This is a genomic window from Desulfobacula sp. (assembly GCF_014237455.1).
GTDB lineage: Bacteria > Desulfobacterota > Desulfobacteria > Desulfobacterales > Desulfobacteraceae > Desulfobacula.
Genome location: NZ_JABZFL010000051.1, coordinates 162,600 through 183,873, shown reverse-complemented (window position 1 = coordinate 183,873; position 21,274 = coordinate 162,600). Strand labels below are relative to the sequence as shown.

The window sequence follows — 21,274 nt, the reverse complement described above, 5'->3', positions numbered from 1 at the left end:
ATCATTATGGCACTAACCAGATAATAATTCTTTTTTTCTTTTAATCAATTGATAAAAACCAAAAATCATGAGCGCCATGCAAAAAAGAAGGTGTAAAAGATTAAGCATAATGATCATCCCGTTAGGAAAAGGAGTGCCTGAAAAATTTTTAATCACCAGCAGTGAACCGGTTAAAATTAATCCGGAAAAAATAATTATCCTGATAATCATGTCTTTTGCGATCTGACCAAAGCCCTTCTTGAAGATTATGAAATAGATAATTGAGTATACAACCAAACTGATGAAGATCCCTGCAAAAATGTAATGCATCAAATGGGTGATATAAAAATTGGCCAGCCAGCCCAGTCCCGGGATATCAGCGATATAGTATCGTTTAAAAATCGGCATCTGTGCAAAACCGGACAGGGTGATAAAAAAGAGAGTGATTCCGTAAATATAAGACTGGATGTTCATTTTTTTCATTATTCATCCTCCTTTGCGGCTTTGTAAAATTTACCCGCAGCCGCAGCGATTCCGGCCAGCGGGGCAATGAGCATGGCCTTTGCAATATTATTTCCAGAAGCCATTTTGTTTTCAACTTTTTCGAAATGTGCCTGTCCATCCCTTTTTTCAATATTATTATTTAACTCGTCAAAGGGGACAGGAGATACATAGATAGTGTTGGTCCCGCCATTTTCATGTTCGCCATAGATATAACCGTTCATCTCTTTTGCAAGGGCATGGGCTTTTGCCAGTATTTCACTTCTGGGTCCTATGGTCTGGACATCTTCCGGACAGGACTCTATACAGGCCGGCACTTCCCCTTTTTCAAGCAGGTTATAACACCGGTCACACTTATACATAACCCCGTTTCCGGCAAGGGCGGGTAAGAGCTTAAGATAGAGTCCGGTGCCTGTCTGCCGCTGGGGAATATCCCATGGGCAGACCGTTTTACATTTGGAACCGCCAAGGCACAGATCGGAATCAATTCTGGAAAGACCGTTGTCCTCCTGTTTTGCTGATCCCCATGGACAAAGTTTTACACAGGGTGGATTGTCACAGTGCATACAGCGTCTTGGAATGGTCAGTTCTATTTCTTCTCCATCCACTTTTGCAGTGGCATGCTGGATATAAAGCCAGTTATAGGGAGTCAACCTGTCTGTGACATCTCTTTTTTGTGACCAGTCCTCTACAGGAACCCGTTTGGGAAACATTTCAGGATATGGTTTTTCAGGGTTTGGGTATTTGTCTGCATTTGATTCCTGGCAGGCATACACACACTCTTCGCATCCAATACATTTTGAAATGTCTATCAAAGTGGCCAGAGGCTCTTTCTTCTCTTTTGTCAAAGCGGTTGCCGCACTTACGCCCGTTGCAGAAGCTGCCACAGATCCTGCAACAGTGATAGAGCCTTTTAAAAAGGCTCTTCGTGAAATTTTATTCGTCATTTTTTTCTCTTTTAAAAATGTGCCTGATTAAATCGTATAATGAACTTTGTTATAAGGTTTTTGTAAATTCCTGAAAACTCATTTTTTGAAAACTGTCAGTTCCAATATATTTTAAAATAAGAGCAAAAACAGGACCATCAACATATCCGGGCAGACTGTTTATCCGTGTGGCATCCTTTTTAAGAAACCACGAGTTTGGAAGCCCCCTGATACCATATCTGTATGCAATCTTTTCTTGTTTTTCAGAATCTACTTGAATGGAAATAAATTGTTTGTTCAGCAAGTCGATGACCTGTGAATCCTTGAAGGTGGTGATACCCATTTTTACACAATATTTACACCAGTCGGCATGAAAATACAGGAAGATTTTTTTCCCCTGGTTTTTGGCCATTGAAACTCCCTGTTCATAGGTTTGCCAGTTGATCTTTCCTGACGGCGCAAAAGCCTGGACGGGAAAAGTCAGTAATAACGATATAAATATTATAAACATCATTATCTTTAATTTCATATTTGAGCCATTCCTTTTTATAAACCGGCCAGTATTCTGAATTTGTCTGTTATTAACAATATCCCCAGAACAACTAGAAAAAGCCCTGCTGTTTTATTAATATAAAACAGTGCTTTTGCAGCATGCCTCATAATTTCAAATATCCTGTTTACAAAAAATGAAAGAAGAATAAAGGGCAGGGCAAGGCCTGCTGAATAAACACTTAAAAGCAGAATGCCCTGGACTATGGTTTCCTGGTTTCCTGCGACAATGAGAATTGAGCCGAGCATAGGACCGATACAGGGACTCCACCCGGCACCAAAAGCCATGCCAATGATAAAAACTCCAAAAAGATGGATGGGTTTTTTTGTATAATGGACTCTTTTCTCAAAATTAAGGATTTTTATGTTTATTATGCCAAGCAAATGGAGCCCTAAAATTAAAATGATTCCTCCCCCGATATATCTGAGAATATAGGTATATTGAGAAACAAATCCGCCAAGGAATGAGGCAGATGCGCCCAGAAGGATAAATATGAATGAAAATCCTGACACATAAACCAGGGTAGTGATGATGACTTTTTGCCTTGTTTTTTTTGAATCCTTTGTTAATTCGTCCACGGACAAACCGGTAATGAATGAAAAATAAGCTGGAATCAATGGCAGAATACACGGCGAAAAAAAAGAAAGAAGCCCTGCAATGAGGGCTGCCTGGTATGATATAGTTTCAGTAAACAATTTAAAAATTACCTTATAAAATAGATAGAGTGTACAGATACATATGAACTATTTAATTGGTTTTATATCAGCATGTTCAAGAATATCCGGAACAATGTCTGTCCAGCCAAGGGGCATGATATGGACTCCCTGTACCATGGATTTAACTTGTTTGATAAACTTGCCGGCCATTTCCGCAGCTTTTTTCCGTTGATCTTCTTTGGCAACCGAGCCGATTTCATCAATCCATTCATCCGGAACGTGGATACCAGACACATTTTTATTCATAAATTTTCCCATTTGAGGGGTTTTAAGAATAACAAACCCAACCTGTATGGGACAATTAAATTTTTCAGCTTTTTTCATAAAATTTTCAAATAATTTGACATCATAAACTGCCTGGGTCTGGAAAAATTGTGCTCCGGCATCAATTTTTTTTCTCATTTTCATTAATTGCAGTTCAATCGGGTCGGAGTTGGGATTAACAACTGCTCCAAAGGCCATATCAAGGTAATTTTCAATCCGACTTCCTGAAATATCATAGCCTCTTTTAAGACCTTTTGCCATGTCAATCAATTGAACTGAATCAAGATCAAATACAGGTTTAGCTTCCTTGTGATCCCCCAGTTGGATATGGTCTCCGGTTAACAGCAAAACATTGTCGATACCCAGAGAATAGGCAGTAAGCAAATCAGACTGCAATGCCAGTCGATTCCGATCCCTGCAGGTGAGCTGGTAAACCGGTTCGACTCCATTTGCTTTCAAACGGACACTTGCAGCAAGAGACCCCAGTCTCATGACAGCAGACTGGTTATCGGTCACATTTACGGCATGGACATGCTGGTGCAATTGAAGCGCTTCGATGGCGCAGCTGGGCTCGATACTCTTATCTCTGTGAATGGCGCCTTTAATCGGCCCGACTTCACCGGTAATAACAAATTCGCCTTTATCAAATAAGGTTGTCAGTTTCATTGTTGAACTCCTTGGAATTTTTTATATGTATTTGGGTTTATAAACGATTATTTTACCGGCTAATCCTGATTGCTGACAGTAACCTTTCCACCGATAGAACAGAATGTGGCTTCAGTCGGGCTGACCTCAAGGGTTCGTGGACGGCTCCATTTTGAATTTTTTTTCGGTGGTTGATAGGGATCAAGAAGTTCGAGACGTCCCAGTTTTTTAAGTCTTTCGTAAATCAGTATCCAACCGCATGGACGGTCCGGATCTACTTCACAATGCCCGTTTTCAGCACCGCCGCAGGGCCCGTTCAACAATTGTTTGGCACAAAGAGTCATGGGACACAGCCCACCAGTAAATTCAATGATACAATCCCCGCAAAGAGAACAATACTCTTCAATATGTGTATCTGAAACGGTTTCTCCACCGAAAACGGTGTCACAACCGGGGTGAACCATTCCACCGTCTGTTGCATCAATCACAGTGTGAACACCTTGCCCGCACCCAAGGATAAGAAAAGAATCTGCTTTTTTAACTTCATCTGCATGTTCTTCCATAAGTACCTTACGGGTATGGTCCAGTTTGCACAGGGACATGCCCTTGGGGCCCGGCGCTGTATATCCGGTCACCTCAATCCCTTTGTCGGTCAATCGTTTTGCCATCATTTTGGTTTCGTCATCTCCGCCGGAATAGCATTTCCAGGCACAATTATTACACCCGACGACAAAGACTTTTTCACCCGGTTGAATATGCTTTACTATTTCACCTATTGGTTTTTGAATGGTTGCATGCACGTTATCTCCTCCTTAATTAAAAAAAACAGGTTTATATTGAACTTTTGCATCGTCAAATTCTTGAAATAGCAATTTTAAACGATCATTGGCGATATTAGTTGCAACAGGTTTTTCCTTGGCTTCATTATCAGTCTGAAAACAGGCAAGACATCTTTGAAACTGACTGTCTCTTCCCAGGGTTTTGATATTAAAATCAACCATGAGAAAGGTCTGTTCAGTTTTTTGATTTGCAAAATGTTCAACAGCCGGAATGATTTCAAGGTTAACTGCAACTTCAACTTTATTGCCTTCTTTTGCAATATTGATGTAATCATGAATGGTAAGTATACTACCTGTAGTTTCATCTTTTTTCGGCTCAATTGTGTCATATTTGACAAGCATTTCTTCAAGACTGAAAATTTTTTCCTCAAGTTTAATTCCCGCATTCAATAGCTTTTGATAATCTCTTTTCAAATATCGATTGGCAATCATAACTGCCTGGGATACGTGTGGGCATAAGTTATTAGGGCATCCCCTGGCATAGCATTTCCTGAAAATATACTTTTTGGAGCCAATAACTCCAGAGTATTTGCAAAGAAAAATGTAAGCCTGAAATGCTATGTTCCCATGGACAAAATCAACCGGAACAATCTCAAACAAGGTGTTACATGTGATATCCTCACCATTTTGAATAGACTCTATAAGATCTGTTATCCTGTGTGGTGATTTGTTACTTGATAGGTCGCTCATTTTTTTCACCTTTCCATAAATAAAAATTATTATTAGAAAGTTAATTGTTTATCAGATTCTAATATAGCCATATTCAATGTTGTTCCAGTAGCAAGTTCTGCGCCTTCAATAAAATCTGATAATTCCATATTTCTTTCTTCTATACAGGGTTTACAGACAAGAAGTTTCCCGCCAAGTTCCATAAAATCACTCATAAGTTTTTTTAAAGGAGCACGCTCTCCAGCTTTGTGAATATGGTTGGCATATCCTTTCTGAGCCAGATAAACACTTTTGCCCATAAGAACTAATGAAACATCCTCTTCAAGAGCAAGAGCTGCATTTGCCAAGCCAATACATATTGATGCCTTTTCTGCATCCTCTCCTCCACATGTACACATGTATAGAATTTTTTGTTGTTTTTCAGACATTATTTATTCTCTCTTTTTTATAAATTTATTTAAATACCGGGCATGTACTTATCTTTAGTACATACCCAGATTAAAATTTAGTAAACCAGATGCGCATCAGATTCCAATGCAAGCAAATTTAATGTGCCACCGGCAGTAATCTCAGCTCCTTCAATGAGCCGTTCGTCTTCGATTTTTCTTTCTTCAATACACGGCTTGCATACAAGAAGTTTTCCGCCAAATTCCATAAAATCACCGACCAGTTTTGATATAGGAGCAAAACCTCCTACTTCAGGCACATGAGCTGTATAGCCTTCTAGCGCAAGATAGACAGCTTTTCCCTGAAGAGCTACGGTTGTGTCTATATCAAGTGCAAGAGCAGCTCCCGCCATTGCAAAACAGATGGAAGCTCTTTCACAATCTTCTCCACCATGAGTACAAAAGTAAACAATTTTTTCTACTTTTTCAGCCATTTGATTCTCCTTCAATTTCATATTTTATAGTTTGGTTGAATAATTAAATATGTCTAACAAGTAGAGTGCTTAAGTCCTCGACTTTGGCACCGGATTTTTTAAGATTCCCAAGGCAAATGGGGCAATAGGCAATAATTGGTTTTCCAGGTTCTTTAAGTTCTTCAACTCTTTTTTCCATAATTTCATTTGAAAGACTTGGAGAAATTGACTCAGCAGGTCCACCGCAACAACTTGTGAATTCACCCTTATTTCTAATTTCGGACTCAGTGATCCCTAAATTGCCCAGTACTTTTCTTGGTATTTCTGATAATTTAAGATATCTTCCGAAAAAACATGGATCATGAATAGTAACCTCAAGACCTAAATCTTTTGATCCAAGATCAAGAAGTTCAAAATATGATTTTACTTCAAAGCTGATTCCCGTATATTTAGGAAAAAGCTCTTTTATGGCATATGCCGTATGTGGGTCAACAGTAATGATTTTTTTTACCCCTGCATCTTTCAATTTTTGAGCAATTTTTTTTGCATGTGCCACAAAGCCTTTCTGGTCACCCATATCATAGAGAAGAATACCTGAATAATTATCAAGATCAGGTCTGTAAGCAAAATTCACCTTTGATTTTTTAAGAAGCAATGCAATGTCTTTCAGGGGCTGCCCAGCATCTTTTTTCTCTTTTCCTGATGTCATCATGGCAAGACCAATACCTGAAAGATATCCAGGCATATATCTGGCATATTTTAAAAGGGATGCCATTTTTGTACCCTCATATTTTTCAAGGTATTGAGTTGATTTTTCAATAAACGGAGCAAACTGATACATCAGCCCTGTAATCAGCATATATTCGCCTTCTTTAGGCAGGTTGACATCTTTGTACCATTTATTGACCATAAATTTAGGGATGCCAAAAGGACTTGTTGTCTGTCTTACATTGTTGGCAAGGGTTTCAATTATATCTCTGGGATTAAACATTTTTAAGACCTCCTCCAGTTTGCAACAACAAATCGTTTCAGACCAAGAATAATTTCACCCGGGTCAGCCTCTCTCGGACAGGTATGGGTACAAAGCCCACAGTGAAGGCAACGCCAAAGTTCATCGGAATTTTCAAGGATTTTCTCCCTGGCTCCCACCTGAACATATCGAATCATTCTTCTGGGAAAATTATCATGGACAAGAGGGCAAATCGCTGCACATGTCCCGCAGTTAAAACACTCAAGAGCCTTGTCATCACTATACTCTTTCAACTCTTCTGCAAAATCTAAGTTTATAGTACTCATGTTAAACCTCTGCTTTTTCTTGGGTTTTGTCTGATTCACTCAAAAAATATTTAAAAAAGACGCCCTCTTTCGGACCTTCTACAATCTGACCATATTTTTTCATGGTTGCCATATACCAGAGAGTCTTATCTTTTGGCATATCAATCGCTTCAGCAATTTCAGGAATGGTTGCAGTCTGACCGTTTAAATTTTTTTTTATCGCTTTAATATCTTTTTTCTGTTCTTTCATTTTCGTTGAAGCAGCGGCTATCATAGTCTTTCTTTGGGCACGCAATTCTTTCATTGCTGCTTTTTTTGCCTCTTTGGCTTTATCTGCGCCTTTGTCTTTATCGTTATTTTCCATTATATTTCTTCCTATTTAAAAGAAGTTTTGTGAATCAATCAGACAGCAAATCCGTCTGAAACAATAGCATCAACCATGTCTTCATACTGTTTTAATGCCCATCCATTTATATCAATGGCTTTTTCCGGACAAACCGCAGCACAGGCACCACAGCCTAAACACATTGCAGCAGTTACCTGAGCTCTCTTGACTGTTTTACCGTCATTTTCTACCTCCACAAGGTTTAAAGCACCTTCTTTAAGGCAAGCTTCTATACAGGCACCGTGTCCCTGACATTTATCAGGGTTGACCTCTGCCACAAAAGGATCAAGTTCAATAAATCCTTTTCTTAAAAGAGCAGATGCTTTTACAGCTGCTGCACCCGCAGCATTACATGCTTCGCCTGCATCCATGGGTGCCTGACAGGTACCGGCAAGAAAAATTCCGGTTATGGGAAATTCAACAGGTCTAAGTTTTGGATGAACTTCCAGAAGAAATTTATCTGTTCCAATAGGTAGCTTCATCATTGAGGCAAGGCCTGAAACATCATCAGGTTCGATACCGGTTGCAAGCACAACAAGATCTGCCGGAACATCCATTTCTTCATTAAAGGTCAAGCTGTCTTTAACTTTGACCTGAAAAGGGTAATCAGAACCACTGGTTAAGCTTACCTCTGGTTGTGCATCTGTTTCATATCGCATAAAAACAACTTTGTTGGCAGAAGCCTGGGTATACAGTTCTTCCTGCCCTCTGCCATAAGTTCTGATATCTCTGTACATTTCATAAATACTGGTTGCAGGAAAATTTTCTCTAATCTGGTTTGATGCGTTCAACATGGCAGCACAACATGTTCTGGAACAGTATTCATTCAACTTTCCATCTTCTTTAGGTTGATGAATACCAGGTATCTGGCGGCTGCCAACACAATGAATCATTACAATATTTCTAATGCGTTTACCATTTACCTCAAGTATAGATCCTGTTGATTTATTATCTTTTAAGATTTGAATCAAATTCTGAAGAGTAATCACTTGCTCATGCCGACCAAAGCCGAATTCTCCATCAAAAGGTATATAGGGGATAGCTCCTGTTGCCATTACAATAGCACCGGTCTCTATATTGAATTTTTCAATTTTATTATTGGATTTTTTTGAAATACTCAGACTGAAATTTCCCACATATCCTTGTACCGCTTCAATTTTACAATCTGTATGAATTGTGATGGATTTATGGTTTAAAACCTGATCTAAAAGTTCCTGTAGAACTTCTGATGCTTTTTCTCCGGAAGGAGCAAGTTTGTCAAGATTATTCAGCTGCCCGCCTAGAACTGATGATTTTTCAATAAGTGTTACATTAATCCCTGTTTGAGCAATATCAATTGCAGTTTTAATCCCTGCAATGCCGCCTCCGATCACTGTTGTATGCTTTTTGGCTTCAACACGGACCGGATCAAGGGGCTTGAGTAATTTTGCTTTGGCCGCAGCTGATGCAACAAGGACAGAAGCTTTATCAGTAGCAGGATCACCTTGATGGACCCAGGAAACCTGTTCCCTGATATTGGCATGTTCATAGATAAACGGGTTGGAACCCGCTCTTTTAATTGCATCCCTGAAAGTTGCTTCATGAAGGCTTGGTGCACACGATGCCACTACCACCCGGTCAATCTTACCGCTTTTTAAATCATTTATAATCAGTTCCTGACCAGGGTCTGAGCACATGAACATGTTGGTTCGGGCCACAACAACATTCGGCATTTTTTCGGCTCTTTTTTTGACTTCTTCAACATCAACATGGTCAGAAATATTGCCACCGCAATAACATATATAGACACCGATTTTTTTATTATCTGGAGTTTTATTTGTATTTTTTTCAGTCATTTTTAATTCTCCATAATGCTGTTGGACATGAATTTGGCAGCTTCCATAGCGGCTGAACCTGATTCTGTAACGGTGTCCACAATATCCTTGGGTCCTGCTGCAGCTCCGGCCACGAAAAAGTCGTTCATATTAGTAAGTACCGGGGATATTTTTGGTTTTATTGAGGTAATAAAGTGATCGGAATCTTTGGAAACAGGGCAAATGGGCTCTGGGTTCCAACCGGGAATCATTCCCATGGAAAGAACAACCAGATCATGGTTTGCTGTTACAATACCTGAACCATCCTGGTTTTCATACCTTACTATTGCGCTTCCGTTTTCACCCTCATCAATTTTTGCAACCTTGCCTTTGATAAACTCAATGCCCATGGCTTTTGCATTTTGATAAAATTGTTCATACCCTTTTCCAAAAGCCCTGATATCCATGTAATAAATAGTGATATCAGCCAGCGGGAGAGAACCTGACAGCAGCATTGCCTGCTTTATGGCATACATGCAGCATACCCTTGAGCAGTATGAAACACCCATGCTTTTATCTCTTGAACCCGCACATTGAACATAGGCAATGGAATCAGGTTCCATGCCGTCTGAAGGTCTCAATACCCTGTTATAGGGTCCATGAGGAGCTAAGAGCCTTTCCATCTGTAAAGAATCTACAACATTTGGTATCTTGCCATTACCGTATTGGAAATTGTCTTCCTTAGGAAGCAATTCAAATCCTGTAGTGATAATGGCTGTTTTTGCAAGAATTATAAACTCTTCCGGCTTTTGAAAATAATCAATTGCATTTGTAGGGCATACTTTTTCACATTGCCCGCAAAGCATGCAGTTTTCTATATCCATTATCGGCAGTTGAGGTATTGCATTTGAAAAAGGTATTGAAATTGCTTTTGTAGCGCTTAAACCTCCTTGCTCCTCATCTGACACATATATAGGGCAAACATACTCACATTGCCTGCACCCTATGCATTTATCCGGGTCAACATATCTTGGGTTTTGTATAATCACAGCTTTAACGCCCAGGGCTTCGCTGGAAGTATCATGATCTAATGAGGTCAAATTACAATATGTAAACAGGGTGATATTTTCATGATGTGCAGCTGCTGACATTTTAGGGGTGGTAATACAGCTTGCGCAATCAAGTGTGGGGAATACTTTTGAAAGCCGGATCATTTTGCCGCCGATAGAAGCATCTTTTTCCACAATAGCAACCTTATATCCTTGATCACCAAGGTCTAAAGCTGTTTGTAATCCGGCAATGCCGCCACCTACAACAAGTGTATCAAATTTTTTTATGTGTGTGGAGACCATACATCCTCCTGAAAAATTTCTTTTTTTTAGTTCACTGCCTGCAAGAGGCAGTGAACTGATAATTTGTCTGTTGCTCTAAATAGATTAAAAATTGTTATTTTTTAAATTGAGGAGGTCCCAGTTCACGCACTAACTTGTCCATTTGGTTCACCTCATTTAAAAAAGATCGATTACAAACCGTACAAATAGCTGTCAGGCGAAGACGTTTTAGATCAAGTTCCATTTCCTTCATCTTTTTATAAACACCGTCCAACTTTTTTGCCATAGCTGTAAAAGCACCTTCATAGGGACATTCTTCACCACAGGACATAACAATGATGCCGCTTATCCCTTTTTTAAAGCAGTCAAAATAAAAAGATTCAGGGAAAAGCACAGGCGCCCTTACTCTTAAAATATAAGTATTTGAAGGGTAAGTCGAATGGGCTTGTCCCACTGAATCTGCTCCAGGATAGGCACAAGTTTCTGTGGCCAATATCAGAATTTTGTTCTCTTGTTTTTTTGCCTGGGGTGACATAACCACCTGCCTATTTATTTCTAGTTACAAAGTGCCTGTCATAACCGTCAGCTTCAAGATACCCGAGATATTCATGTCCTACTTTCCCAGCCCAGGCAGGGATATCAGTTCTTGTCCCGGAATCATTGGACAGGATTTCAATAATCTGGCCAACCTGAACTTTGCCAATTCCTTTTTTTGCTTCAAGAAGGGGTCCTGGACATGCACTTCCTCTTGCGTCAACCTGATTTGCAGCTTCAATTGAATTTAAATCTGTCATTTTTTTATCCTCCGTTTAGGGTTTGTGATGCATCTTTAATAAAAACATTCAGATGCGGTGTTATTCTTTTATAATCAGCTAAGAGCAAGGTTGGTGCCAAAACCGACAAAGTCGGAAACAAACAGAATGGCAGTGATTCATAATGCCTGTAAATTCAGGAGGTTTTGTTTTTTAATGGATGAAATAAAAGGGCTGGTATTTGTATCAAATCGTTACCAAAACAAAACAGTAACGTTATGGTTGCGCTACTTATTGGGAACGACGTTACTTTGAATGGAATAAAACCGTTTTATAAAAAAAACATTTTCCCAAAACCAGTATGGCTTTAATGATAAGGCGGGGTCACTGATGGTAATGGAACAGGTTGGCATTAAATATGCATTTTAATTTTTCAGTTATCAGATAAAGTAAGCATTTACTTACCTCCAGAATCTGATTAACCACCTCACCGTCATCCGGGGCAGCTTAAATACCGCCAGTAGCTGTCCCGGATTTTTTTCTGTGAACTCATATTTATTCAAGGCTGAAGTGGTATGTCCCACTTTCTCATATACTTCCAGATAGATGCCCGGCTTAATTTTACACGTCTGGCCACCTCAGCCTTATTCCATTCGCTGTCATGGAGAAGTTCAATCAATTTTTCCCTGGTCAAAGGAAAAAGTTGTTGACTTGGTTTTTTATTATCAAAAGCATTTTCTTGTTCAACAGGCTGGAAAATTATATCAGATTCCCTGATTTCAATGGGAAGGTCGGACAGATCAATTTGCCTGCCGGAACATAAAACAAAGGCATGTTCAATGGCATTGGCTAATTCTCTTATATTCCCCGGCCATACATAATCCATAAACGCTTTTAAAGCTGTTTTTGCAATTCCTTTTACTTTAATTGTCGATTTTTTATTGTTTGTTTTAATAAAGTGGTTGACAAGAAGAGGGATATCTTCTTTCCTGTTTCTCAAGGGTGGCAGGTAAATGGGAAAAACTTTAAGCCGGTAATAAAGATCCTCTCTAAAGTGTCCGGCATCTACCCGGGATTTAAGATCTTTGTTTGTGGCAGTGATGATGCGAATATCAATTTTACGTTTTCTGGATTCACCCACCCGTTCTATCTCTTTTTGCTGCAAAACTCGAAGCAGTTTTACCTGTATGTAAGGCGTAATCTCTCCTATTTCATCTAAAAATATAGTGCCGCCGTCCGCCTGTTCAAATCGTCCGATACGGTCCTGGCTGGCACCGGTAAAGGCACCTTTTACATGACCGAAAAGCTCACTTTCAAGCAGTGATTCCGAAAGGGCACTGCAATTTATGGTTATTAAAGGCTTATCCCTTCGTTCTCCGATGGAATGAATCGCGCCTGCTACAAGTTCTTTCCCGGTTCCGCTTTCTCCCTGAACGAGTATGGTTGCATCACTTGCTGCCGAGGCTTTAATAAAGGTAAATACATTTTGCATGACCTGACTTTTTGCAATAATACCCCCCAGACGATTTAATTCTCCGAGACGGCGAGTGGCCTCTTCCATTTTTAAGCGGGCATTTTTCAATTCTGTTAAATCGGTAACCGCTTCAACAATTCCAATAATTTTATTTTGCTTATTTTTTATCACTCTGGCATTTTTAGTTACACAGAGAGCATGCCCTTCTTTATGGCTCAATAAACATTCTGTGGGTTCTACCTTTCCATATGTTAAAATACCACAATCTTTCATGTCTGTTGGACAATCCTTATCAAAGCACTGATTGAAATTCAGAATTTTACAGGGCTGTCCTTTTATTTCGTCGGCAGAATAACCGGTTATTTTTTCCATGGCCGGATTCCAGGCAATGATCATTCCATGGGTATCAAGCACAAAAATACCATCCCCAATGGATTCTAGCAGTAATTTGACAAATTCATTATTTTTTATTTCAAATTCTATATCTTTCATGGAGGGTCTCCTGTTTACTCGATCTCGGCGCCACTGGTGGCGCCACTTTGTCTGGGTGTCATCATAAGTAACAGGGCAACCCTTTGTCAATATTTAATATTTTTGTGAAAAAAATTGGGTAAATATAAAATTTTTATCTGCAATTATAGGTGGTTATAAACTTGAAAATAATTTTGTCCAATATCTGGCATAGTTATTGAAATAATAGTTTTCAACTCAGTTTTAGAATGCGCATTCGCTGGGAAAATAAAAACAATAAAAAATTAATAAAAAGGAGAATGACAATGAGTAAACTCAATAAATATATGATGGTTCATAACACCCCTGGTGTCGATTGCAACGAAGTGCAGGCCAATTGGAGGAAACTGGCCGAAGTTGAAGCCGGTACATGGATAAGAACATATTTCAATGAAGGCAAAGGGGTTCGTTATTGTATCTGGATGGCACAAAGCGAAGAAGATCTTAAAAATATTTTTACAGAAATCGGCATCAGCTGGGATTCCATTATTCAAGTTGAAGAGACTGTTCCTGACCTTTGGGGAGAAAAATGGAATGAGCATCTTAAAGAAGAAGCAACCGCTGATACTCTTGGTAACTGATGTTGAATATATGAAGTGTAGGCTGCAATTATTGGGGCCTGCACTTTAACCCATCGATTTTCAAGACAACGCACCATGCAAAAATAAGGAGGCCACTTATGTATGCATTAATATATGATGATCATAATTTGGATCAAATCAAAAAAAAAGTTATTTCAGTTCATGGAACCAGGGATGGATCAGACAAGGCTCTGATACAAAGACAAAACAAACTTGGAAGAAAAGTCTATGAGTGTAATACTCGCATTGTCTGGACAGATAAAGCTGTGGCTGTCGATGATGTGCTTGAAACAGGCGAATTTGTAACCTGGCATCCCGATGAAGATATCCCTGAAGGTGAATTAAACAGTGATTCAGATTAATTATGTTATTTAGGAGGTTATCGTGGGAGAGCAATCATTTAAAGATACTGCAATAGTGGCCTGTGGAACCATGAGCCCTGAAATCAACCATCTTGTAAAAGAAGGTTTTCTTGATACCCGGCACATTTTTTATACAACACCCGGACTTCATCAGGATATTCCTGAACTTGAAACTCAACTTATAAAATTTATAGAAAAAGCCAAGACCGTTTCCAATGGGGTGGTTGTTGTCTATGGTGGAAAGTATTGCTATGTCAATCCAGATAACCCAACCCGGTTAATGCAGACAATTATCGAGGAACAAGGGTTGAAAGTTGCCAGAGTTGAGGCCACTCACTGCATGGGAATGCTTGCCAGTGATGATGAGATGAAACAGATAACAAATGAACTTGCCGGCGGCGAACCAGTCTGGTTTATGACACCAGGCTGGGTAAAATATCAAAAACAAGTCTTCAAGGGCTGGGATAAAGCAATCGCCAATGAAAATTTTCCGAGACATACAGGGGGCGCCGTTGTTCTCGATGGTATCGGATATCTGGATCAATATATGGAGGAAGACCCAGAGGGATTTCTTGAGTATTGTGACTGGATGGGGATTCCCATGCAACCCTATCCCATAACCCTGGACCGGTTTAAGGGTCTGCTTATGGATCAATTGAAAGTATTGAAAAATAAAACAATATAATTTACCATGCCATTACATATACACCTGTTCTATTTAAAACAGGGATACAAATAAAAATGGAGACGGTATGAAATTTGTGATTATTGGTGGTGATGCCGCAGGCATGAGTGCTGCAAGCAGGGCAAAAAGAAAAAATCCAGATATTGATATTATTGTATTAGAGCAAACCCATGATGTTTCTTACAGTGCTTGTGGTATGCCCTATAATATTGCTGATCCAGAAAGGGATATGGAAAAACTGGTTGTAAGAAGGGCTGAAGTGTTTATTGAAAAAAATAAAATAAATCTTCTGACAGGCCATAGAGCCACGGCCATCGACCGTTCAGCAAAAAAGGTGTCCGGAAAAATCATTGGAGGGGAGTCGTTCAGTTTTGATTATGATAAGCTGTTTATTGCAACGGGTGCCTCTCCTGTGATTCCTGAACTGCCGGGATTTGATCTGCCCCAGGTGATGTCCTTAAAAAGCCTTGAGCAGGGCAAACAGATAAAATCTTATATCCGGGAGAACAGAATCAAAAAAGCGGTGATCATCGGGATGGGATACATCGCTCTTGAAATGTGTGAAGCCTTTGAGAAAAGAGGTGTAAAAGTGAGTATGGTTAAACCGGGACCTGTTTTTCTGCCCTGGCTGTCTCCCGGCCTTTCAGATGTCATTTACGATGAGCTAATTCATAAGGGTGTCGATATCTATTCAGGGCATGCCATTCAGAAAATTGAGTCCCTGGATAACGGCGTTCAAGTTGTATGTGCAAATTTGACCTTAGAGGCAGATATGGTCCTTGTGGCAATGGGGGTAAAACCCTGTAGCAAAATGGCGGACGAAGCCGGTCTTGACCTGGGAATTTCTCATTCCATAGCTGTGGACAGGTATTTGAAAACATCAGATAAGGATATTTATGCGGCAGGAGACTGCGCTGATACATATCATGTAGTGACAGATCAAAAATGCTGGATTCCTTTGGCATTGATAGCCAACAGGGCAGGGTGGGCCGTTGCTGATAATGTTACCGGAACTCAAACCCGTCTTCAAGGTATTGCAGGCACATCTGTCTTCAAAGTTTTTTCCCTTGAGGTTGCCAGATCCGGGTTGAATCTTAAAGAAGCAACAGATGCAGGATTTGAGCCTGTGGAAAACAGCGTTAAAACAAGATCCCGAGCCCATGGACAGCCGGGGTCAACGCCGATTCACATCAATATGACGGCAGACAAAAAGACCGGCCGCCTGCTGGGGGCTCAGATGGTGGGAAAAGAAGGGGTGGCCCACAGGATTAATTCCATTGCCGTGGCTTTGCATAATAAAATGACGGTTGAGGATTTTTCCCAAACGGATCTGGCCTATGCGCCCCCGTTTGGACCGGTTTGGGACCCTTTGTTAACAGCAGCCAACCAACTGGTGAAAAAAATATAATTTTCTAATTGTTTTTAAAAAAATAGGGCTATCCAAATGCATCCCTGCATTGGTCTGCCCAGGCAAACAGTTCAGGGGTGCCGCCGGTATGCCAGAACAATACGGTCTGGTCTTTTGTAAAATAATCTTTTTGAATCAGGTCCAGAAAACCACCCATGGCCCGGGCCGTGTACACCGGCCCTAAAAGGATTCCTTCATGGAGTGCGAGATCTCGAATCGCATTGAATTCCAGATCCCCGGGCATAGCATAGCCTGCTCCCAGGTAGTCACAATTAAGAGAAAAATCCGATTCCGTCATCCAGATGTTTGATCCGATCCTTTCAGCAGTGGCGTTCGCAATTTGGGTCAGAACAGGAGGGAAAGGATCAGGGCCAGTCTTTGTCTGGTCAATGCTTATTCCCAGGATATCACCGTTGAATCCGGTGATTTTTGCTCCCAGGGTCAAACCTGTCTGGGTGCCTCCGGAACTGGTTGCAAATACAATGGCATCGGGTGTGATATCCATATCATCCAGCTGCCTGGAAAGTTCCAGCATGGCACTAACATAGCCTACAGACCCAGTGCTGTTTGAACCACCCACAGGAATAACATAGGGTTTCTTTCCAGCTGTTTTCAATTCGTCCGCCACCTGGAACAGTCTTTTATCTCTATCTTTTCTGTCGCAGAAATAAACCTTGGCCTTGAAAATTTTATCCAGCAGAAGATTGCCGTTGGGAATCTCCGGCGGGGTGCCGTTTAACACCAGATGACAGTCAAGACCGGCCTTTCTTGCGGCAGCAGCCGTCAGGCGACAATGATTGGACTGAATCCCGCCGGCAGTGACCAGAGTGTCTTTCTTCTGTTCCAGGGCTTCTCCAATAAGAAATTCCAGTTTCCGGGTTTTGTTTCCCCCCATGCCAAGGGATGTAAGATCATCCCTTTTCATGTAGATCTCAGGCCCGTTGTACGCCTTAGAAAGAGTTTCAAGGTGATGAATCGGTGTTGGAAATTCAGCCAGACGAAAACGGGGCAGACTTTCTAATTTCATGAGGCTCCTCCTTTTTTAAGTTGTTCAGTATTATACTTATGAGATTAGCAGTTTCTAATCCCTTGGTATATAAAATTCGTCAATGTCACAAAATCAAAGACAGGTCGACCGGTAGCTTTTCGAACAGCATTGGAAAAAGGAGGAAGATCAGTACATTCCAATACAAATGCTCCGATATCTGACAATTCCATCATTGAGCATGCCCTGGAGACAATATCATTTTCTACCATAGAAATATCTATATCTTCATCAGGTGAAGAAAAAATTTTATTCCATTCTGTGCAGGCTTCCATGCCTTGGATCTGGATTGGCATCTGTTTATTAACTCCAGCATTTTTCAAATGTTGTTCAGAAAGAGCAGATTTTTTGGCAGTAATAACGCCGATAGCCTGTTGTTTTCCCAGCATATTCTGCACAAGCGGGATTTGCATTAGACTGGATGTAAACACGGGTATATTAATGGAGTCAGCCCGTTCTCTCTGAAAAATAGAGTTAAAACCACAGCTCGTTGTAATTGCCTCAATTCCTTGTTCTTCCATTTTGTGGGCTTCAGTGATCATGGATTGCAGGACTTCTTGGCAGGGATTTTCAAGAATTGTATGGATATTTGCTCCCTTTACTCTTGAATATTTTACGGGGAACTCAAAAGTTTCCGGATTAGTACTGTTACCTGGAAGTTCTTCAAGTTGTACCAGGCCGCGAGGGCTGCAGCCTTCTTCCCAGCATAAAATACCTATCAATGGAGTTTTCATTCTCGTATTAATGGGTCAGAATCATGCTAATAAAATTGGCTGCCCGATCGGTTTTCGGGTTGTCAAAAAATTTATCAGGTGTACCGGTTTCAACAATCGCTCCTTCATCCATAAAAAGAACCCGGTTTGCCACTTTTTTAGCAAATCCCATTTCATGGGTGACCACACACATGGTCATGCCCTCGGATACCAGATTGACCATAACATCTAGGACCTCACCAATCATTTCCGGATCCAGTGCAGAGGTGGGCTCATCAAACAACATGATTTTAGGAGACATGGCAAGCCCCCTGGCAATGGCTACACGCTGCTGCTGACCACCGGACAACTGGGCCGGGTGCACACCAGATTTCTCAGTCAGGCCCACCTGTTCCAGCTTTTTCATGGCAATTTTTTCAGCTTTAGACTTGGCAATTTTTTTCACATTCACCGGTGCCAGCATGACATTCTCTAATACTGTCATATGGGGATAAAGGTGAAATTGCTGAAAGACAAATCCAATGTCGGCCCGAAGTTTTGTCAGGTTGGTGGCTTTATCATGGACAGGAACATCGTTGACAATAATCTTACCTTTCTGGATGGGCTCGAGCCGGTTGATGCACCGGATCAGGGTAGATTTTCCAGAGCCACTGGGGCCACAGATGACCAACACCTCGCCTTTGGGTATTGTAAGGTTGATATCATTCAATACATGGAGCTTTCCAAACCATTTGTTCACATTTTTAAATTCAATCATGTTTCTTTAAGTCCTTCCATATTATTAAACCGCCATTCTTCGTTCCAGATAATTGGAGAGCAGAATCAGGGGATATGAGATCATAAAATAGAGTGCACCGACCAGTGTAAATACCATAAGTCCCTCGGGAATCCTCACAACGGTCACCCACCCCACCCGGGTCAGGTCCATGACACCTATTACCGATACAACAGAGGTGTCTTTAATCAGCAGGACATACTGGCCCACTAACGGGGGTAAAATTATTTTCATGGCCTGGGGGATGACGATCAGGCGAAGCTGCTGAAGATTGGTAAGCCCGGAGGAAGCTGCCGCCTCCCATTGGCCCTTGGGAATGGCAGCTATCCCGCCGGCCACAATTTCGCAGATAAAGGCAGAGCCCATGATGGCCATAGCAAGAAGGGCTGCAGAGAAAGCTTCCAATTGAATTCCCCATTCCGGGAAAATAAAAAAGATAATAAAAATCTGAACCACAAAAGGAGTTCCTCTTACAAAAGCGACATAGACTCCTACGAGATGTCTTAAAATAATACTATTACTGGATCTGAAAATTCCCAGGACCAAACCAATCAGGGTACATGAAACAAGGCTGATAAAGGCGATCTTACTGGTCATCCATAACCCTTTTAAAAAGAATGGGAAGATTTCAACGAGTTGGCCAAAATAAAATGCCATCATATCAATATACCTCCCTGAAAATCAGTTTTCGCTGGGACCAGTCTGCGAAAGTCTTTAAGCAGAAATAAATGCACATATAGAAAAAAGCCACTGTTAAAAATGCTTCTGCGGGCATGAACCGCTCGGATGTCATTGTCTGACCAGATCGGGTTAATTCCACGACAGATATCAGGGATAGCAGGGCTGAATCTTTGACCAGGACAATATTTTGGCCTAACAGCGGTGGAATGGTAACTCCCAGCGCCTGGGGTAAAATGATAAATCGCATCCTTTGGACATAGTTCAAGCCGGAGGAAATCCCAGCCTCGATATGCCCCTCATCCACAGAATTGATTCCTGCCCGGATAATTTCTGCAATATAAGCACCTGAATTGAGCATCAAAGCCAGGATTCCGGTCTGCAGTTCAGGAACTCTTACGCCCAAAGTGGGAAGCCCGAAATAGAGAAAATAAATCTGGACCAGAAGGGGGGTGGACCGGATAAGCTCAATATAGGCTATGGCAGGATACTTTAAAATCTTGATGCCCGAAATCCTGCATGCACAGGCAATGATTCCGGTTATAAGGGCAAGGGTGATGGATACAGCGGCAATGAAAGCAGTGGCTCTGACCCCGGTTAGAAACAGGGGCATATACTCCCATATAACTCTGAAATTAAAATCAGTCAGCATGGTATTATCCATTCTTTATTATGGGTGCGCACCCATAATAAAAGATGCACACCATTATTTGATTTTATTTACACTCTAATAATCTTTTTTCCACTCAGTGCCTTTAAGCCAGTATGAAATAGTTTTATCATAGTCGCCACTGGATCGGATGGTTCCAAAGTACAGGTTGACCCACTGTAAAAGATTTACAGAATCATGACGGACGGCAAAGGCAAGAGGATCTTTACCCTGGCCCAAACGTTTGTCTAAAAGACGAACAGAGTTGGGTGGATAATCCGGGAGAACAGTGAGAACCGCCAAGTCATCATTAACGCCGGCATCTACATGTCCGGCCAACAGCGCCTGAACAATCATCCTGCCACCGCCCTTATAGGATTTAATCTTGGCTTTGGGCAGGTATTTTTTAGCAATGGTTTCACCGGTGGATCCTAAAAGAACGCCCACGGTTACCTCGGGTTTATTCACATCTTCAAGTACCTTATAGCTGGCGCCGTTTTTGGTAAAGACGCAAGGTTGTACTTCAATCCAGGGGTCAGCAAAAGAAATTTTTAACGCCCGTTTCAAAGTAGGTGTCATGTCGGCAGCCAGGATGTCGGCTTTGCCGGACAACAGAGCAGGGATCAGGCCGTCCCAGTCAAAATCCAGAACCTTTAGTTTAACACCCATACCCTCTGCCATTCCCTTGGTAAAATCGACCATGGCACCGGCATGTCCGTCTTTACCAATGAAAGCATAGGGTGGCGCACCAGACTGTACTGCCACACGAAGTTCTCCCCTTTTCACAATTTCGCTCAGGGTTCCGGCAGAACAGATTCCGGTAAAAAAGACGGCCAAAGACACGGCAAAAAGCATTAATACAAGTTTTTTCATTTTTTTCTCCTCATTATACGATTATTAATATTAAACC

General features: G+C 41.1%; 27 protein-coding genes. 4 read left to right on the top strand and 23 right to left on the bottom strand.

The window, feature by feature from the left end; translation table 11 throughout:
• Positions 1-12 precede the first annotated feature (12 nt).
• From HGJ91_RS08010 to HGJ91_RS07930, 17 genes are all read right to left on the bottom strand, one after another.
• Positions 13-462 carry a hypothetical protein gene (locus HGJ91_RS08010; protein WP_291347194.1) on the bottom strand — a complete coding sequence of 150 codons (450 nt, stop codon included), beginning with the start codon at positions 460-462 and terminating at the stop codon, positions 13-15.
• Complete coding sequence (locus HGJ91_RS08005) at positions 462-1,427, bottom strand: 4Fe-4S dicluster domain-containing protein (RefSeq protein ID WP_291347193.1); 966 nt, start codon at positions 1,425-1,427, stop codon at positions 462-464. Before HGJ91_RS08005 ends, HGJ91_RS08010 begins: the two co-directional genes overlap by 1 nt.
• 49 nt (positions 1,428-1,476) lie before the next feature.
• Positions 1,477-1,935 carry a thioredoxin fold domain-containing protein gene (locus HGJ91_RS08000; protein WP_291347192.1) on the bottom strand — a complete coding sequence of 153 codons (459 nt, stop codon included), beginning with the start codon at positions 1,933-1,935 and terminating at the stop codon, positions 1,477-1,479.
• A 17-nt stretch (positions 1,936-1,952) separates the two neighbouring features.
• Positions 1,953-2,651: a cytochrome c biogenesis protein CcdA gene (locus HGJ91_RS07995; RefSeq protein ID WP_291347191.1), complete on the bottom strand. Its 699-nt coding sequence runs from the start codon at positions 2,649-2,651 to the stop codon at positions 1,953-1,955.
• 48 nt (positions 2,652-2,699) lie between these two features.
• Complete coding sequence (locus HGJ91_RS07990; RefSeq protein ID WP_291347190.1) at positions 2,700-3,602, bottom strand: methylenetetrahydrofolate reductase; 903 nt, start codon at positions 3,600-3,602, stop codon at positions 2,700-2,702.
• 59 nt (positions 3,603-3,661) lie between these two features.
• Positions 3,662-4,381 (bottom strand): methylenetetrahydrofolate reductase C-terminal domain-containing protein, encoded by a 720-nt coding sequence (locus tag HGJ91_RS07985; RefSeq protein WP_291347189.1) that lies wholly within the window; start codon positions 4,379-4,381, stop codon positions 3,662-3,664.
• 12 nt (positions 4,382-4,393) lie between these two features.
• On the bottom strand, positions 4,394-5,110 hold the full coding sequence (locus tag HGJ91_RS07980; protein ID WP_291347188.1) for a hypothetical protein: 717 nt from the start codon (positions 5,108-5,110) through the stop codon (positions 4,394-4,396).
• 32 nt (positions 5,111-5,142) lie between these two features.
• Complete coding sequence (locus HGJ91_RS07975; protein WP_291347187.1) at positions 5,143-5,517, bottom strand: DsrE family protein; 375 nt, start codon at positions 5,515-5,517, stop codon at positions 5,143-5,145.
• Positions 5,518-5,594: 77 nt separating this feature from the next.
• Positions 5,595-5,969 carry a DsrE family protein gene (locus HGJ91_RS07970; RefSeq protein WP_291347186.1) on the bottom strand — a complete coding sequence of 125 codons (375 nt, stop codon included), beginning with the start codon at positions 5,967-5,969 and terminating at the stop codon, positions 5,595-5,597.
• Between the two features lie 43 nt (positions 5,970-6,012).
• Positions 6,013-6,939, bottom strand: coding sequence for a (Fe-S)-binding protein (locus HGJ91_RS07965; RefSeq protein WP_291347185.1), 927 nt, complete (start codon positions 6,937-6,939; stop codon positions 6,013-6,015).
• A gap of 2 nt (positions 6,940-6,941) precedes the next feature.
• Positions 6,942-7,244 carry a 4Fe-4S dicluster domain-containing protein gene (locus HGJ91_RS07960; RefSeq protein ID WP_291347184.1) on the bottom strand — a complete coding sequence of 101 codons (303 nt, stop codon included), beginning with the start codon at positions 7,242-7,244 and terminating at the stop codon, positions 6,942-6,944.
• A gap of 1 nt (position 7,245) precedes the next feature.
• A complete protein-coding gene (locus tag HGJ91_RS07955; RefSeq protein WP_291347183.1) occupies positions 7,246-7,587 on the bottom strand; it encodes a hypothetical protein in 342 nt (113 codons plus the stop codon).
• Positions 7,588-7,625: 38 nt separating this feature from the next.
• The gene (locus tag HGJ91_RS07950; RefSeq protein ID WP_291347182.1) at positions 7,626-9,443 is read right to left on the bottom strand and encodes a CoB--CoM heterodisulfide reductase iron-sulfur subunit A family protein; all 1,818 of its coding nucleotides are present in this window, start codon (positions 9,441-9,443) and stop codon (positions 7,626-7,628) included.
• Positions 9,444-9,445: 2 nt separating this feature from the next.
• A complete protein-coding gene (locus tag HGJ91_RS07945) occupies positions 9,446-10,753 on the bottom strand; it encodes a CoB--CoM heterodisulfide reductase iron-sulfur subunit A family protein (protein ID WP_291347181.1) in 1,308 nt (435 codons plus the stop codon).
• Between the two features lie 94 nt (positions 10,754-10,847).
• Positions 10,848-11,267, bottom strand: coding sequence for a hydrogenase iron-sulfur subunit (locus HGJ91_RS07940; protein WP_291347180.1), 420 nt, complete (start codon positions 11,265-11,267; stop codon positions 10,848-10,850).
• Positions 11,268-11,277: 10 nt separating this feature from the next.
• Positions 11,278-11,526, bottom strand: coding sequence for a sulfurtransferase TusA family protein (locus tag HGJ91_RS07935; protein ID WP_291347179.1), 249 nt, complete (start codon positions 11,524-11,526; stop codon positions 11,278-11,280).
• A gap of 517 nt (positions 11,527-12,043) precedes the next feature.
• Positions 12,044-13,450 (bottom strand): sigma 54-interacting transcriptional regulator, encoded by a 1,407-nt coding sequence (locus tag HGJ91_RS07930; RefSeq protein WP_291347178.1) that lies wholly within the window; start codon positions 13,448-13,450, stop codon positions 12,044-12,046.
• Between the two features lie 284 nt (positions 13,451-13,734).
• Here HGJ91_RS07930 and HGJ91_RS07925 point away from each other — a divergent pair, with 284 nt between their 5' ends.
• The 4 genes from HGJ91_RS07925 to HGJ91_RS07910 all read left to right on the top strand — a co-directional run bounded on the left by HGJ91_RS07925 (position 13,735) and on the right by HGJ91_RS07910 (position 16,504).
• On the top strand, positions 13,735-14,049 hold the full coding sequence (locus HGJ91_RS07925; RefSeq protein WP_291347177.1) for a DUF4242 domain-containing protein: 315 nt from the start codon (positions 13,735-13,737) through the stop codon (positions 14,047-14,049).
• A gap of 98 nt (positions 14,050-14,147) precedes the next feature.
• Positions 14,148-14,411 (top strand): hypothetical protein, encoded by a 264-nt coding sequence (locus HGJ91_RS07920; protein ID WP_291347176.1) that lies wholly within the window; start codon positions 14,148-14,150, stop codon positions 14,409-14,411.
• A gap of 22 nt (positions 14,412-14,433) precedes the next feature.
• Complete coding sequence (locus tag HGJ91_RS07915) at positions 14,434-15,096, top strand: DUF1638 domain-containing protein (protein ID WP_291347175.1); 663 nt, start codon at positions 14,434-14,436, stop codon at positions 15,094-15,096.
• Between the two features lie 67 nt (positions 15,097-15,163).
• The gene (locus HGJ91_RS07910; protein ID WP_291347174.1) at positions 15,164-16,504 is read left to right on the top strand and encodes an FAD-dependent oxidoreductase; all 1,341 of its coding nucleotides are present in this window, start codon (positions 15,164-15,166) and stop codon (positions 16,502-16,504) included.
• Positions 16,505-16,532: 28 nt separating this feature from the next.
• Here HGJ91_RS07910 and HGJ91_RS07905 read toward each other — a convergent pair whose 3' ends face one another.
• From HGJ91_RS07905 to HGJ91_RS07880, 6 genes are all read right to left on the bottom strand, one after another.
• Positions 16,533-17,531: a D-cysteine desulfhydrase family protein gene (locus HGJ91_RS07905; protein ID WP_291347173.1), complete on the bottom strand. Its 999-nt coding sequence runs from the start codon at positions 17,529-17,531 to the stop codon at positions 16,533-16,535.
• Between the two features lie 44 nt (positions 17,532-17,575).
• The gene (locus HGJ91_RS07900) at positions 17,576-18,283 is read right to left on the bottom strand and encodes an aspartate/glutamate racemase family protein (protein ID WP_291347172.1); all 708 of its coding nucleotides are present in this window, start codon (positions 18,281-18,283) and stop codon (positions 17,576-17,578) included.
• Between the two features lie 7 nt (positions 18,284-18,290).
• Positions 18,291-19,019: an amino acid ABC transporter ATP-binding protein gene (locus tag HGJ91_RS07895; RefSeq protein WP_291347171.1), complete on the bottom strand. Its 729-nt coding sequence runs from the start codon at positions 19,017-19,019 to the stop codon at positions 18,291-18,293.
• A 24-nt stretch (positions 19,020-19,043) separates the two neighbouring features.
• The gene (locus tag HGJ91_RS07890) at positions 19,044-19,697 is read right to left on the bottom strand and encodes an amino acid ABC transporter permease (RefSeq protein WP_291347170.1); all 654 of its coding nucleotides are present in this window, start codon (positions 19,695-19,697) and stop codon (positions 19,044-19,046) included.
• Position 19,698: 1 nt separating this feature from the next.
• Entirely contained in the window at positions 19,699-20,367 is a 669-nt protein-coding gene (locus HGJ91_RS07885; protein WP_291347169.1) for an amino acid ABC transporter permease, read from the bottom strand.
• Between the two features lie 75 nt (positions 20,368-20,442).
• Positions 20,443-21,237: an ABC transporter substrate-binding protein gene (locus HGJ91_RS07880; RefSeq protein ID WP_291347168.1), complete on the bottom strand. Its 795-nt coding sequence runs from the start codon at positions 21,235-21,237 to the stop codon at positions 20,443-20,445.
• Between the last annotated feature and the right edge of the window lie 37 nt (positions 21,238-21,274).

Bases quoted from the DNA above. Each gene is read 5' to 3' on its own strand.
- HGJ91_RS08010 (WP_291347194.1), bottom strand. From the start codon at position 462: ATGAAAAAAATGAACATCCAGTCTTATATTTACGGAATCACTCTCTTT.
- HGJ91_RS08005 (WP_291347193.1), bottom strand. From the start codon at position 1,427: ATGACGAATAAAATTTCACGAAGAGCCTTTTTAAAAGGCTCTATCACT.
- HGJ91_RS08000 (WP_291347192.1), bottom strand. From the start codon at position 1,935: ATGAAATTAAAGATAATGATGTTTATAATATTTATATCGTTATTACTG.
- HGJ91_RS07990 (WP_291347190.1), bottom strand. From the start codon at position 3,602: ATGAAACTGACAACCTTATTTGATAAAGGCGAATTTGTTATTACCGGT.
- HGJ91_RS07980 (WP_291347188.1), bottom strand. From the start codon at position 5,110: ATGAGCGACCTATCAAGTAACAAATCACCACACAGGATAACAGATCTT.
- HGJ91_RS07975 (WP_291347187.1), bottom strand. From the start codon at position 5,517: ATGTCTGAAAAACAACAAAAAATTCTATACATGTGTACATGTGGAGGA.
- HGJ91_RS07970 (WP_291347186.1), bottom strand. From the start codon at position 5,969: ATGGCTGAAAAAGTAGAAAAAATTGTTTACTTTTGTACTCATGGTGGA.
- HGJ91_RS07965 (WP_291347185.1), bottom strand. From the start codon at position 6,939: ATGTTTAATCCCAGAGATATAATTGAAACCCTTGCCAACAATGTAAGA.
- HGJ91_RS07960 (WP_291347184.1), bottom strand. From the start codon at position 7,244: ATGAGTACTATAAACTTAGATTTTGCAGAAGAGTTGAAAGAGTATAGT.
- HGJ91_RS07955 (WP_291347183.1), bottom strand. From the start codon at position 7,587: ATGGAAAATAACGATAAAGACAAAGGCGCAGATAAAGCCAAAGAGGCA.
- HGJ91_RS07950 (WP_291347182.1), bottom strand. From the start codon at position 9,443: ATGACTGAAAAAAATACAAATAAAACTCCAGATAATAAAAAAATCGGT.
- HGJ91_RS07945 (WP_291347181.1), bottom strand. From the start codon at position 10,753: ATGGTCTCCACACACATAAAAAAATTTGATACACTTGTTGTAGGTGGC.
- HGJ91_RS07940 (WP_291347180.1), bottom strand. From the start codon at position 11,267: ATGTCACCCCAGGCAAAAAAACAAGAGAACAAAATTCTGATATTGGCC.
- HGJ91_RS07935 (WP_291347179.1), bottom strand. From the start codon at position 11,526: ATGACAGATTTAAATTCAATTGAAGCTGCAAATCAGGTTGACGCAAGA.
- HGJ91_RS07930 (WP_291347178.1), bottom strand. From the start codon at position 13,450: ATGAAAGATATAGAATTTGAAATAAAAAATAATGAATTTGTCAAATTA.
- HGJ91_RS07925 (WP_291347177.1), top strand. From the start codon at position 13,735: ATGAGTAAACTCAATAAATATATGATGGTTCATAACACCCCTGGTGTC.
- HGJ91_RS07920 (WP_291347176.1), top strand. From the start codon at position 14,148: ATGTATGCATTAATATATGATGATCATAATTTGGATCAAATCAAAAAA.
- HGJ91_RS07910 (WP_291347174.1), top strand. From the start codon at position 15,164: ATGAAATTTGTGATTATTGGTGGTGATGCCGCAGGCATGAGTGCTGCA.
- HGJ91_RS07905 (WP_291347173.1), bottom strand. From the start codon at position 17,531: ATGAAATTAGAAAGTCTGCCCCGTTTTCGTCTGGCTGAATTTCCAACA.
- HGJ91_RS07900 (WP_291347172.1), bottom strand. From the start codon at position 18,283: ATGAAAACTCCATTGATAGGTATTTTATGCTGGGAAGAAGGCTGCAGC.
- HGJ91_RS07895 (WP_291347171.1), bottom strand. From the start codon at position 19,019: ATGATTGAATTTAAAAATGTGAACAAATGGTTTGGAAAGCTCCATGTA.
- HGJ91_RS07890 (WP_291347170.1), bottom strand. From the start codon at position 19,697: ATGATGGCATTTTATTTTGGCCAACTCGTTGAAATCTTCCCATTCTTT.
- HGJ91_RS07885 (WP_291347169.1), bottom strand. From the start codon at position 20,367: ATGCTGACTGATTTTAATTTCAGAGTTATATGGGAGTATATGCCCCTG.
- HGJ91_RS07880 (WP_291347168.1), bottom strand. From the start codon at position 21,237: ATGAAAAAACTTGTATTAATGCTTTTTGCCGTGTCTTTGGCCGTCTTT.